Origin of the sequence: Photobacterium sp. 1_MG-2023 (genome assembly GCF_030547945.1) — a bacterium.
Taxonomy (GTDB): domain Bacteria; phylum Pseudomonadota; class Gammaproteobacteria; order Enterobacterales; family Vibrionaceae; genus Photobacterium.
Genome location: NZ_JAUORR010000049.1, coordinates 1 through 13,022 on the forward strand (window position 1 = coordinate 1; position 13,022 = coordinate 13,022).

At 50.5% G+C, this 13,022-nt stretch carries 9 protein-coding genes and 2 tRNA genes; 7 read left to right on the top strand and 4 right to left on the bottom strand.

Annotated elements, in window-relative coordinates; translation table 11 throughout:
* Positions 1–204 precede the first annotated feature (204 nt).
* Positions 205–280, bottom strand: a tRNA-His gene (locus Q4579_RS22200).
* A 45-nt stretch (positions 281–325) separates the two neighbouring features.
* Positions 326–402 (bottom strand) — tRNA-Arg (locus Q4579_RS22205).
* A gap of 292 nt (positions 403–694) precedes the next feature.
* Between Q4579_RS22205 and Q4579_RS22210 the strand changes: the two genes are divergently transcribed.
* A complete protein-coding gene (locus Q4579_RS22210; protein WP_303567057.1) occupies positions 695–1,105 on the top strand; it encodes a cytochrome c5 family protein in 411 nt (136 codons plus the stop codon).
* A 252-nt stretch (positions 1,106–1,357) separates the two neighbouring features.
* Here Q4579_RS22210 and rep read toward each other — a convergent pair whose 3' ends face one another.
* Complete coding sequence (gene rep, locus Q4579_RS22215) at positions 1,358–3,379, bottom strand: DNA helicase Rep (RefSeq protein WP_303567058.1); 2,022 nt, start codon at positions 3,377–3,379, stop codon at positions 1,358–1,360.
* Between the two features lie 174 nt (positions 3,380–3,553).
* Here rep and Q4579_RS22220 point away from each other — a divergent pair, with 174 nt between their 5' ends.
* The 4 genes from Q4579_RS22220 to Q4579_RS22235 all read left to right on the top strand — a co-directional run bounded on the left by Q4579_RS22220 (position 3,554) and on the right by Q4579_RS22235 (position 8,843).
* Entirely contained in the window at positions 3,554–4,120 is a 567-nt protein-coding gene (locus Q4579_RS22220) for a TetR/AcrR family transcriptional regulator (RefSeq protein ID WP_211646755.1), read from the top strand.
* A gap of 33 nt (positions 4,121–4,153) precedes the next feature.
* Positions 4,154–5,269 carry an efflux RND transporter periplasmic adaptor subunit gene (locus Q4579_RS22225; protein WP_303567061.1) on the top strand — a complete coding sequence of 372 codons (1,116 nt, stop codon included), beginning with the start codon at positions 4,154–4,156 and terminating at the stop codon, positions 5,267–5,269.
* A 12-nt stretch (positions 5,270–5,281) separates the two neighbouring features.
* Complete coding sequence (locus tag Q4579_RS22230) at positions 5,282–8,398, top strand: multidrug efflux RND transporter permease subunit (protein WP_303567062.1); 3,117 nt, start codon at positions 5,282–5,284, stop codon at positions 8,396–8,398.
* A gap of 187 nt (positions 8,399–8,585) precedes the next feature.
* Entirely contained in the window at positions 8,586–8,843 is a 258-nt protein-coding gene (locus Q4579_RS22235; RefSeq protein ID WP_303567070.1) for an accessory factor UbiK family protein, read from the top strand.
* Between the two features lie 80 nt (positions 8,844–8,923).
* Here Q4579_RS22235 and ilvC read toward each other — a convergent pair whose 3' ends face one another.
* The gene (ilvC, locus tag Q4579_RS22240; RefSeq protein WP_303567063.1) at positions 8,924–10,408 is read right to left on the bottom strand and encodes a ketol-acid reductoisomerase; all 1,485 of its coding nucleotides are present in this window, start codon (positions 10,406–10,408) and stop codon (positions 8,924–8,926) included.
* A gap of 131 nt (positions 10,409–10,539) precedes the next feature.
* On the opposite strand from ilvC, the gene ilvY reads away from it, so the two are divergent.
* Together ilvY and Q4579_RS22250 are read left to right on the top strand one after the other, a co-directional pair.
* A complete protein-coding gene (ilvY, locus tag Q4579_RS22245; RefSeq protein WP_303567065.1) occupies positions 10,540–11,412 on the top strand; it encodes an HTH-type transcriptional activator IlvY in 873 nt (290 codons plus the stop codon).
* A gap of 9 nt (positions 11,413–11,421) precedes the next feature.
* Positions 11,422–12,630: an NAD(P)-binding domain-containing protein gene (locus Q4579_RS22250; protein WP_303567067.1), complete on the top strand. Its 1,209-nt coding sequence runs from the start codon at positions 11,422–11,424 to the stop codon at positions 12,628–12,630.
* The last annotated feature ends 392 nt before the right edge of the window (positions 12,631–13,022 follow it).

Below are 13,022 nucleotides of genomic sequence, written 5' to 3' on the forward strand. Positions count from 1 at the left end.
AAGAGGGATTCGAACCCCCGACCCTCTGGTCCCAAACCAGATGCGCTACCAAACTGCGCTATTCACCGATAATTCTGTTTTTGTCTTAAGATATGTTCCAGAGGATTCCTCTGGTCCGCTGTTCTCAAGAGCCGGAGATGCGCGACTAAAACTGCGCGATTCACCGATTTTTGTCTTCCAGCAATCATGCTGAATGACGAAAGATGGGGTGGCTAACGAGACTTGAACTCGCGACAACCGGAATCACAATCCGGGACTCTACCAACTGAGCTATAGCCACCAATGTTTCTTACAACGCCAACAGTGCCGTCTTGCCTTTCCGGAGTGGCGCGCCCGACAGGATTTGAACCTGTGACCTTTGGCTCCGGAGGCCAACGCTCTATCCAGCTGAGCTACGGGCGCCTTGCCCTATCGGCGGGGGTGAATATTACGGATCAGCATGGGTGTCGTCTAGTCTTTTTTGCAAAATTTTTTGCATTCGCTTCATTTATAACCATCTTTGGGTTGATTCTCATCATACAAACAAAGCCATTCGGTTTAATACCACAGATTTAACGGATATAATCACTCAGTTTTTATCGTACAAAACATATAAATTAAGTTCACAGCCTATCGCAAACTGCCATATATACAACAATCTACAGGATGGCTGTGACAATCGAGCAATTAATCTGGGAGTGTTAAGGTGAGCTCAATGGAATTTTCTCTTCGACAACTCATGGTCGCAGCAGTGGCTACCGTCGCCATCAGCGGCTCAGCCGTAGCAGCAGATATGTCTGCCGAAGCGATCACAGACCGCATTAAGCCTGTCGGTTCAGTATACAAAGAAGGTGATGCACCTGCCGCAACAGCCGCCGCTTCCGGTCCGCGTACTGGCGATCAGGTCTACGGCACTTTCTGTGTGGCTTGTCACAGCAGTGGAGTGCTGGGCGCGCCAAAATCCGGCGATGCGGCTGACTGGGGTCCACGGATTGCCCAAGGTATGGAAACCATGACCAACCATGCGATCAATGGCTTCAATGCGATGCCTGCGAAAGGCACCTGTATGGACTGTAGCGATGATGAAATCGTCGCAGCCATTCAACACATGATTGAAGGCCTGTAATCCCGTTTTTAGGATTCAGCCTGTCGTACAAAAAAGGTTAGCTTTCGCTAACCTTTTTTATTGCATCCGATAGACCAAGCGTCAGTCGGTATCCCAGTCAAAGTAAGCCAATGATCAGAAATAGCGCAGGAAAAGTGTTTGAGAACAAGGCAGATTTTTTAGATCAGTAGTCATTCTACAATCAAAAAAATCTAACGCAGTGATCGAACATTTGAACAAGCTAGGATGACCAGTGATTGACTGCGATTGGTATTACTTGTTCTTGTTGAACATCGACCGGAGATTCGCGATATGCGCTTGTCCCCGCTGCATCCGCTCTTCTGCCGACACCGGTTTACGTTCCGTTTCCCAGTCCAGATCATCCTGGGGCAATTCATACAGAAAACGGCTGGGCTCCGGTTTGAGCAGCTCCCCGTACTGGCGCCGCTCTTTACATAAAGTGAAAGTCAGCACTTTCTGAGCCCGGGTGATCCCCACGTAGGCCAGGCGACGCTCCTCCTCCACGTTCTCTTCATCAATACTGGACTGATGCGGCAGAATCCCTTCTTCAGCCCCCACCAGATAAACATATGGGAACTCGAGACCTTTGGATGCATGCAGCGTCATGAGCTGAACCTGATCGGCATCATCGTCCTCTTCACCACGCTCCATCATGTCGCGCAAGGTCATGCGCTGCACCACTTCTTTGAGTGTTCGCACCTCATTATCAGAGTTGTCGCCTTCCAGATCAGCCGTAATCCAGCTGTAGAGATCTGACACGTTCTTCATCCGCATTTCAGCCGCTTTTGGGCTCGCAGACGTTTCAAACAGCCAGTCTTCATAGTGGATATCCCGGATCATCTGACGCACAGCGGCGACCGCATCCCCGCGCTCGACATTATCCGATAATTCAACCACCCAGCGGGTAAACTGACGCAGATTGTCCAGTCCGCGTCCGGTCAGGTGCTGCTCCAGTCCCAGTTCAAAGCTGGCTTCAAACAGGCTTTTTCCGCGCATGTTGGCATAGGTGCCCAACTTTTCCAGCGTAACCGGACCAATTTCTCGTCTGGGCGTGTTCACAATCCGCAAAAAGGCATTGTCATCGTCCAGATTGGTCAGCAAACGCAGATACGCCATGATGTCTTTGATTTCAGCACGAGAGAAAAATGAGGTGCCACCGGAAATTTTGTAAGGGATCCGGTTTTGCATCAGTGCTTTTTCAAACAGCCGGGACTGGTGATTTCCCCGGTACAGGATGGCGTAATCTTTATAATCAGTATTGTTGAGAAAACGATGGGCGATCAGCTCTCCGACGACTTTCTCAGCTTCGTGCTCTTCATTTTTTGCCGTGATTACCTTCAGCATGTCGCCGTCCGGGATCTCCGAGAACAGGGTTTTCTCGAATACATGCGGATTATTAGCGATCAGAATATTGGCCGTGCGCAGGATCCGGCTGGTCGAACGATAATTCTGTTCCAGTTTGATCACTTTCAGGGTCGGAAAGTCTTTATTGAGCAGCACCAGGTTTTCCGGCTGCGCGCCGCGCCAGGAATAAATCGACTGGTCGTCGTCGCCAACCACGGTAAATTTGGAACGCTCCCCGACCAGCAGCTTCACAAACACATACTGGCTGGTGTTGGTATCCTGGTATTCATCCACCAGCAGATAGCGGATTTTATTCTGCCAGCGCTGGCGGACTTCATCATTATCCCGCAACAATAAAACCGGCATCAGAATCAGGTCATCAAAATCAAGGGCGTTGTAAGCCTTCATCTGCCGCTGATACAGGTCATAGCAGTGGGCGAACAACTGGTCACGCTCACCCTGAGCTTCGGCTTTGGCAGCCTCAGGTGATTTCATGTCGTTCTTCCAGTTAGAAATCGCCGAGAGCAACATTTTCAGCAGATCTTTATCACCGTCAATCTGCTTTTCGGTCAGCTCTTTGAGCAGCGCCATCTGGTCCTGATCATCAAACAGAGAAAAACTCGCTTTCAGGCCCAGTGATTTATATTCCCGGCGAATAATATTCAGTCCCAGGGTATGAAAAGTCGACACCATGAGCCCCTTGGATTCCTGACGGCCCAAGCTCTGCCCGACCCGTTCCTTCATTTCACGTGCCGCTTTATTGGTAAAGGTGAGGGCGGCAATGTTGCGGGCTTTGTAGTCACATTGCTGGACTAAATACGCGATTTTATTGGTGATCACCCGCGTTTTGCCCGACCCGGCACCGGCCAGAACCAAACAAGGTCCGGCAACGTAGCGAACCGCTTCATTCTGTCTGGGGTTGAGTTTCATGGTTTTGCCCTTTGAGTCATGATTGATTCAGCTGCCGCATTGTAACCTGATCTCGTCTCGTGTCTATTTCAGACAATCTCTGCGTTTTTGAGCCAAAAATAGGTAACAGATAAGTTGCGTAATAATTAAGCATCATCAATAATGAATGAACGTTCATTCACTATGTGAGCAGCAATGACTGATAAAAAAGAACGTATCTTGCAGGCAACCGAAGAATTGCTGGCAAAACATGGATTTCACGGCCTCTCAATGAATATGGTTGCGAAAGAAGCCAAGGTCGCAACAGGCACTATCTACCGGTACTTCACCGATAAAGATGACCTGCTGTATCAGCTTCACGATCATATACTGACCATTGTCGCCCGAAAAATCACTCAGAATATTTCAGATCTCATGCCACTGGAAGTGCGGTTTCGCACCATGTGGCTGAACATCTGGAATATGGCCACCGACGGTGAAGCGCCGCTGATCAACCGGGGCCAGTTTGAGAACATGCCGCATCGCGGGAAGCAGTACAAGATCGCGTTAGAGAAAACGCTCTTTGCCCCAGTTCACAGGATGTTTGACGAAGGTAAAGCTCAGGGGCTGTTTAAGCCTTTAGACAACGAGATACTCGCCGCGCTCAGTTTGGAGCCCAGCGCTGCGCTGGCACGTAAACATCTGACCGGTATTTTTACAGTAAGTGACGAGGCGCGGGATGCCGCCATCAACGCTTGCTGGGACGCCCTAATTACACATTGATTTCGCATTAACTCAGACTCCGGAGCAAAGATAATGAAAAAATGGGTAGCATGGCTCATCATGCTCGTCATCGTTGCCGTACTCTTTGGTACGCTCTTTACATCCAAATACTTTGAAATTTCAGAAAAAATGGAAGCATTCGCCAACATGCCGGAACCGGACTATCCGGTGACAGTTGTGGACGTGAAGGCAACCAACTGGATCCCTGCCATTGAAGCTATCGGCTTCATCGAACCAAACCAAGGTGTCACCGTCACCACAGAAGTCTCTGGCGTTATCAAATCCATTGATTTTGACTCCGGGGTCTCTGTGAAAAGCGGGCAACGCCTGGTCACACTGGATTCTGATGTTGAAGAAGCCAACCTGAAAAGTTCTCAAGCCAGATTGCCGGCTGCCAAAGCCAAATACATCCGCTATCAGGATCTGTACAAGAAAGGCTCCATTTCGAAAGAAGCTTTTGATGACGCACAGGCAAGCTACTTCTCCCTGTCTGCAGATATTGAAAGCCTGAAAGCCACCATCGACCGCCGAATCATCAAAGCACCTTTCTCGGGCGATGTGGGTCTGCGAAATGTTTTCCTGGGTCAGTACATCCAGCCGGGCACAGATATTGTGCGTCTGGAAGATACCTCGCTGATGAAGCTGCGTTTTACCATCCCGCAAACCGATCTGTCTGATATTCATATCGGCCAGGAAGTAGAAATTGCTGTGGATGCTTACCCGGAAGCAAACTTCCAGGGCAAGATCAGTGCAATTGAGCCTGCGGTGAACTATCAGAGTGGTCTGGTTCAGGTTCAGGCTGATATTCCGAACAATGAAGGTCGTCTGCGCAGCGGTATGTTTGCCCGTGCACACATTATTCTGCCAACCCAGGAAAATCAGGTTGTGCTGCCTCAGCATGCCATCACCTATACCCTGTACGGTGACAACGTCTACGTCGTTTATAAAGACGACAAAGGCGACATGCGCGTTCGTCAGTCGGTGGTGAAAACCGGTGAACGCAAGCGTGATCTCATCCATGTGCTGGATGGGGTGAACGTTGGCGATCAGGTGGTCACGACCGGTCAGGTTCGCCTGAGTAACGACGTCAAAATCCGCATTGTCGAAAACGATGCCCTGAAAACCCCGGCTAAAACACCGATGCTTTAATTCGGAGGTTCAATGCGCTTTACTGACATATTTATAAAAAGGCCGGTTCTGGCAGTTTCAATCAGTATTCTGATTGCCCTGCTCGGTTTTCAGGCCATTTTCAAAATGCAGGTCCGGGAATATCCCGAAATGACCAATACTGTGGTGACCGTCACCACAAGCTATTACGGGGCCAGTGCCGATCTGATTCAGGGCTTTATCACCCAGCCTCTGGAACAGGCCATCGCTCAGGCCGATAATATCGACTACATGACGTCTTCCTCGGTGCTGGGTTCATCAACCATTACCGTCACCATGAAGCTGAACACCGACCCGAATGCGGCGCTGGCGGATATTCTCGCCAAAACCAACTCGGTGCGTTCTCAGTTGCCAAGGGAAGCAGAAGACCCGACAGTGACCATGTCGACGGGTTCAACAACGGCTGTCATGTACATTGGTTTCACCAGTGATGAACTCAGCTCGAGTCAGATCACCGACTACCTGGAGCGTGTATTCAATCCGCAGCTCTTTACGGTCAATGGTGTTTCCAAAATCGACCTCTACGGCGGGATGAAGTATGCCCTGCGTGTCTGGCTGGACCCGGCTAAGATGGCAGCATACAACCTGACCGCGACCGATGTGATGACCGTACTGAATGCAAACAACTACCAGTCCGCAACCGGTCAGGCAAACAGTGAGTTTGTGCTCTATAACGGCACGGCAGACACCCAGGTCAAAACGACCGATGAACTGAAAAAACTGGTGGTTTCCACGCAGAAAGGTCAGGTCATCCGATTAGGTGATATTGCCAAAGTCACTCTGGCGAAAAGCCATGATGTCTATCGTGCGACCGCTAACGGTCAGGAAGCTGTCGTTGCTGCCGTGAACGCCGCACCAAGCGCGAACCCGATCAACATTGCTGCCGATGTACTGGAACTACTGCCTGATATTCAGCGCAACATGCCAAGCAACATCAAGATGAACGTACTGTATGACTCCACGGTTGCGATCAATGAGTCGATTCAGGAAGTCATCAAGACCATTGGTGAAGCAGCGCTGATTGTTCTTGTGGTGATCACGCTGTTCCTGGGTTCCTTCCGTGCCGTACTCATCCCAATCATCACCATTCCGCTGTCGCTGATTGGTGTGGCGATGCTGATGCAGGGTTTCGGATTCTCCTGGAACCTGATGACGCTGCTGGCGATGGTTCTGGCTATCGGTCTGGTCGTCGATGATGCCATCGTGGTCCTGGAAAACGTAGACCGTCACATCAAGTTGGGCGAATCCCCGTTCCGTGCCGCGATTATCGGAACACGGGAAATTGCGGTGCCAGTCATTGCGATGACGCTGACTCTGGGTGCAGTGTATGCCCCTATCGCGCTGATGGGCGGGATCACCGGCTCACTGTTCAAAGAGTTCGCGCTGACGCTGGCCGGTTCGGTCTTCATCTCGGGCATCATCGCCCTGACCCTGTCGCCGATGATGTGCTCGAAGATTCTGAAGCCGCACGACAAGCCGAATCGCTTTGAGGACACTGTCCACAGCATGCTGGATCGCATGACAAACGGTTATGAAAAAATGCTGGGCGGTGTCATGAAGTCACGCCCTGCGGTCATTGTCTTTGCTGTCATCGTCTTTGCCATGCTGCCCGTGCTGTTCAAGTTCATTCCGAGTGAGCTGGCCCCTGCGGAAGATAAAGGGGTGCTGATGATGATGGGGACCGCTCCATCCACGGCCAACCTGGACTACATCGAAAACACCATGAGTGAAGTGAACCAGATGCTGAGTGATCAGCCTGAAGTCGCTTTTGCGCAGGTATTCTCCGGTGTGCCGCAGTCCAATCAGGCCTTTGGTATCGCCTCCATGGTGCCATGGAGTCAGCGTGAAGCCAGTCAGGCAGAAGTTGTCGGTCGGATCACCAAGCTGGTGAATGACGTTCCGGGAATGGCTGTAACAGCCTTCCAGATGCCGGAGCTGCCAGGTGCGGGGTCAGGTCTGCCCATTCAGTTCGTCATCACCACACCGAACAACTTTGAAAGTCTGTTCCAGGTGGCGGGCTCTGTGCTGGAAGATGTGACCAAGAATCCAATGTTTGTCTATTCAAACCTGGATCTGAACTTCGACTCAGCCACCATGAAGATCAGCATCGACAAGGACAAAGCCGGTGCTTATGGCGTCACCATGCAGGATATCGGGATCACCCTGAGTACCATGATGGCCGATGGTTACGTCAACCGGATCGACCTCAATGGCCGTTCGTACGAAGTGATTCCTCAGGTCGAGCGTAAATATCGCCTGAACCCAGAGTCACTGAATACTTACTATGTGCGTGCTGCAGATGGTAACTCAATCCCTCTGGGCAGCCTGATCACCATCGATGTTGTTGCAGAGCCGCGCGCTTTGCCGCACTTCAACCAGCTGAACTCGGCAACCATCGGTGTGGTTCCGATGCCAGGTACAGCGATGGGTGATGCCATCGAGTGGTTCAGAACGGAAGCCGCCAGCAACCTGCCTTCGGGTTATCAGTATGACTTTATGGGTGAAGCCCGCCAGTTCGTGACAGAAGGAAACGCGCTGTTTGCAACCTTCGGTCTGGCTCTGGCGGTCATCTTCCTGGTCCTGGCGATTCAGTTCGAATCCCTACGTGATCCGATGGTCATTATGGTGTCCGTCCCGCTGGCTATCTGTGGCGCCTTGATTGCGCTGGCCTGGGGTGCAGCATCCATGAACATCTACTCGCAGGTCGGTCTGATCACGCTGATTGGTCTCATCACCAAGCACGGGATTTTGATTTGTGAAGTGGCGAAGGAAGAGCAGCTCAACCATCAGAAAGACAAAATGTCTGCCGTGATGGAAGCCGCCAAGGTTCGTCTGCGACCGATTCTGATGACCACCGCCGCCATGATTGCCGGCCTGATCCCGCTGCTGTACGCCACGGGTGCAGGTGCCGCTCAGCGCTTTAGTATCGGTATCGTTATCGTGGCCGGTCTGGCTATCGGGACGCTGTTTACCCTGTTTGTTCTGCCTGTGATTTATACCTATCTGGCAAGTACACACAAACCGCTGCCGGTCTTCGTCGAGGACAAAGATCTGGAAAAGTTAAAACGGGCTGACGAAGCAAGACTTGCTTTGAAAGCCCGGGAAAGTTAAACAGCAACCATCTTTCCCTCTTTCAACCTTCAGGCCGCGTTCAGCGGCCTTTTTTCTATCTGTCAGACTCAGTCATCTAAAATCAAACCAACCTGATGCGGATCCCAAGCTTTCCTGCCTGCGGTCAGGTGAATTGGTGTACACTAACGTCAAGTATCACAATACCTTCATGGAGTTAAATCCGCGTATGTTTGATCCAAAAAAACTTGAGCAGGTCGCCAAGCAGATTCAGGATGCGATGCCGCAGCCAGTCAAAGCTCTTGGTCAGGATGTTGAACAAAAGATGCGTCAAAGCATTCAGGCGCAGCTCAGCAAGCTGGATGTCGTGAACCGCGAAGAGTTTGACGTACAGACTCAGGTGCTGCTGCGCACCCGTCAGAAACTGAATGAACTGGAACAGAAAGTCGCGCAGTTGGAAGCACAGCTCAACGACAAAGCTGAATAAGACATCATTCACCTCAGACGAAAAAAAGCCCGGCTGTTGATGCCGGGTTTTTCATAACCAGAAAGGAAGAAAAATTTGTATCAGTCGCCGACAGCGATACGCTTCATGTCAGTCATGTAGCCACGCAGTTCCTGGCCAATCTGCTCAACCGGGTGGTTACGCAGTGCTTCATTCACATCAATCAGTTGCTGGTTATCCACCTGATTGCTGGATGCTGGCAAACCTTTACCAATCACGTCGGTGCCCACTTTCGGCATGAACTTCTCACGCAGCAAGGGTGTGGCCACATTGGCGAACAGATAGTTACCGTACTCAGCCGTATCCGAAATCACCACGTTCATCTCATACAGACGCTTACGGGCAACGGTATTGGCGATCAGCGGCAATTCATGCAGGGATTCATAGTATGCCGACTCTTCGATAATACCAGACGCCGTCATCGCTTCGAAAGCCAGTTCAACCCCGGCCCGAACCATCGCAATCATCAGGATGCCGTTGTCGAAGTATTCCTGCTCGCTGATTTTTGCATCAGACTGCGGATAGTTTTCAAAGGCAGTTTCTGCCGTTTCCGCACGCCAGCCCAGCAGGTTCGCGTCATCATTGGCCCAGTCCGCCATCATGTTGCCAGAAAACTCACCCGTAATGATGTCGTCCATATGCTTGTTGTATAGCGGGCGCATCAGATCTTTCAACTCTTCAGACAGTTCAAATGCTCTAATTTTTGCCGGGTTCGACAGACGGTCCATCATATGTGTAATGCCACCGAACTTCAGTGCTTCTGTGATGGTTTCCCAGCCGAACTGCAGCAGTTTACCGGCATAGCCTGGTTCAACACCTTCCGCAACCATCTTCTCGTAACAGACGATAGAGCCAGCCTGCAGCATACCGCACAGAATGGTTTGCTCGCCCATCAGATCTGATTTCACTTCCGCAACAAAGGAAGACTCCAGTACACCAGCACGGTGACCGCCGGTCGCAGCTGCCCAGGCTTTCGCAATTTCCAGGCCGTCGCCCTGCGGATCATTTTCTGGGTGAACGGCGATCAGGGTTGGTACCCCAAAACCACGCTTGTATTCTTCACGGACTTCAGTCCCCGGACATTTCGGTGCAACCATCACAACGGTGATATCCGGACGGATCTGCATGCCTTCTTCCACAATATTGAAACCGTGGGAGTAACCCAGTGCAGCCCCTTGCTTCATCAGAGGCATGACTGTGGTCACAACATCCGTATGTTGCTTGTCTGGAGTCAGGTTGACCACCAGATCAGCCTGTGGGATCAGTTGCTCGTAGCTCCCCACTTCAAAACCATTATCTTTTGCATTACGGAACGATGCACGTTGCTCATCAATCGCAGCCTGACGCAGTGCGTACGAGACATTCAGACCAGAGTCACGCATGTTCAGGCCCTGATTCAGACCCTGAGCACCACAGCCAACAATCACGACCTTCTTCCCTTTCAGGTATTCGGCTTCGTTGACGAACTCGCTGCGACCCATGAAACGGCAACGGCCCAGTTGATCTAATTGCTGACGCAAATTTAAGGTATTGAAATAGTTAGCCATAACAAATTACTCCGTGAATTCTGATCCTTGGTCGGCACGTCATTGCCGAATAACCTGATAGTAGATCAGGCTTTATGTTGTCCAAAGTGATATATTCACAACATCACATTGCAAAAAGTGCAACACGAACCATGAACATCAAATCACTCCAATTATTTCTTCACCTCTGTAACAGCAAAAACTTTAGCCAAACGGCCCTGAAAATGCATATCAGTCCATCGGCATTGAGCCGGCAAATCCAACGATTAGAACAAGAGGTTACCCAACCTCTGTTTGTACGGGATAACCGCAGTGTCGAGATCACAACCGCAGGCCGGAAGCTTTTGCCTGTCGCCAGCCGTATCGTGGCAGAGTGGCAACAATTACAGCAAGAGCTGTCTGAACAGGATCAGATGCTGAAGGGTAAGCTGACGCTGTTTTGCTCCGTCACCGCCAGCTACAGTCACCTGCCGCATGTACTCAATCAATTCCGTCAGCATTATCCCCAAGTCGAAATTCAACTGGTGACAGGCGATCCAGCGCAGGCCGTTGATAAAGTCCTGCAGGATGAAGCCGATTTTGCCATCACGGCTTTACCAGATAATGTTTCCAGCAAACTGACTTTTATTCATTTGGGCGATGTCTCAATATCCGTCATCAGCCCTTTGGTTGCCCCAGCCGGATTACAATCACTGCTGATCCCAGAAATTCAATGGAATCAATTGCCTTTCATCCTTCCTGAGCTTGGAAAAGCCAGAGAAAACGCTGACAAGTGGATGAAATCACATAAAATTAAGCCTAACATTTATGCTCAGGTTGCTGGGCACGAAGCTATTGTTAGTATGGTGGCATTGGGATGTGGCATAGGGATTGCGCCAGATATTGTGATAGAGAACAGCCCAATGCGAGACCAGATACAAAAGCTGCCTACCGCAGCAGTTGAGCCCTTAACCCTGGGGCTATGTTGTAAACAAAGCCGGCAGCAGGAGCCGCTCTATCAAGCGTTGCTGGCATTATTCAAATAGCAGGTCCATATGACGTCGACGCATACTTTGACACATAGCTACTATTCAGCTTTTTATGCTGAAAAAGGCTTTCGGTTTCTTGAGCAGATTGCAAAGGAATATACGCTGCCAGAAAACCTCATCGTTTTCTCAGTCATGCATTGTTACGAAGGGTCACTTCCTTACCTGAATGTGCTTTGTCAGTTGGCTGATCGCGTCGTATTTATCCCGAAACAAGCCACTTTCTGTAATAACAGCGCACTGCTCAGTACCATTGAATCCATTGAAAACTGTGAGATTGCCGATTCGGCATTTGACAAGATTGCCTTACGCGATCCCACCCGGTGTATTGAACTCATCCGAGAACACACACGTGAAGGGCAAGATTTCCTGATTCTGGATCATGGGGGATATTTTGCATCTGGTGCGGAAACCGTTCTGGAAGCCTTTGGCCAGCAATGTGTCGGTATAACCGAACTGACGGCGAATGGGGTTGCGAAGTATCGTAACCGGCACCTGATGAAACCACTGGTCTCCGTGGCTCACCTGAGCATCAAAACCCCGGCTGATTTTGAAGCGTCTGAGTGCATTGTGCATTATACGGATCAGATCTTACGGGAAGCATTCGGGCTCAAACTAAATAACCTCGGATTTTTAACCATTGGTGTAATTGGCAGTGGCAATCTCGGCCGGGGTGTTTGTAAGACGCTGCAAGGGAAAGGTATTCATGAGCTGTACGTGAATGATCAGGATCCACGGCAACTCACCGCCATGCCCAGAAATGGCATTCAGGTCTGCACGACAGAAACCATGCTTGAAAAGTGTAATCTGATTTTCTGCTGCACCGGGAACGGCGCATTACACACTTCACACCTGCAAAACCGACAGGGCAACCTTTTTATTGCGACGGTCACTTCTGCTGATGATGAACTGAATCTCCCTGAACTCATTGAAAGTGGCACACTGACCTATATTGGCGGTAATTCCCTGGTCAAAGAATATAAAAATCAACTCGGTGCCAGTATCTATTTACTTGCTGGTGGCGAATCCGCCAATACCCCCTTTAAAACCGGTATGGGCGATCCAACTCTCTACTTGTTTGAAGCAGCACACCTACTGGCTGGCCTGCAACTTGCGACTCAAAACCACAGTTACGCCTCCGGCATTCAAGCACTTTCCGTTCAGGACGAAATTTTCATTGCTGAGCAGTGGTTACGCTACTTCTACAATTATCGTTAAAGCGCCTTTTCCTTTCTTCCCGCATTTTCTCCAAAGACGCGCCAAACGACTTATTGGCGCTCTGCTGCTGACGTGCTGAGATCACATCTCTTCGTCCCTCAGATGGCTGTACAGTTTCGCCTACACGAAACCACGATTCTGTTCTCCATCATTCAGCATCTCAATCCCCATCCATCAGAGGCAGAGTGCTGATGAACTGAGTAAAATTTGATGAGTCAGTACGAGGCTTTCAGATAAGTCGATCTCGATGCAAGACTCGAGGGTCCGGCATTCCGGCCCACGGCCAAAAGTGCGCTGTACTTTTCGGAAGTCCTAATATGAAAAAAGCCCCAGTCTTTCGACTGGGGCTTCTAAGAAGTGGCGGAGCGGACGGGACTCGAACCCGCGACCCC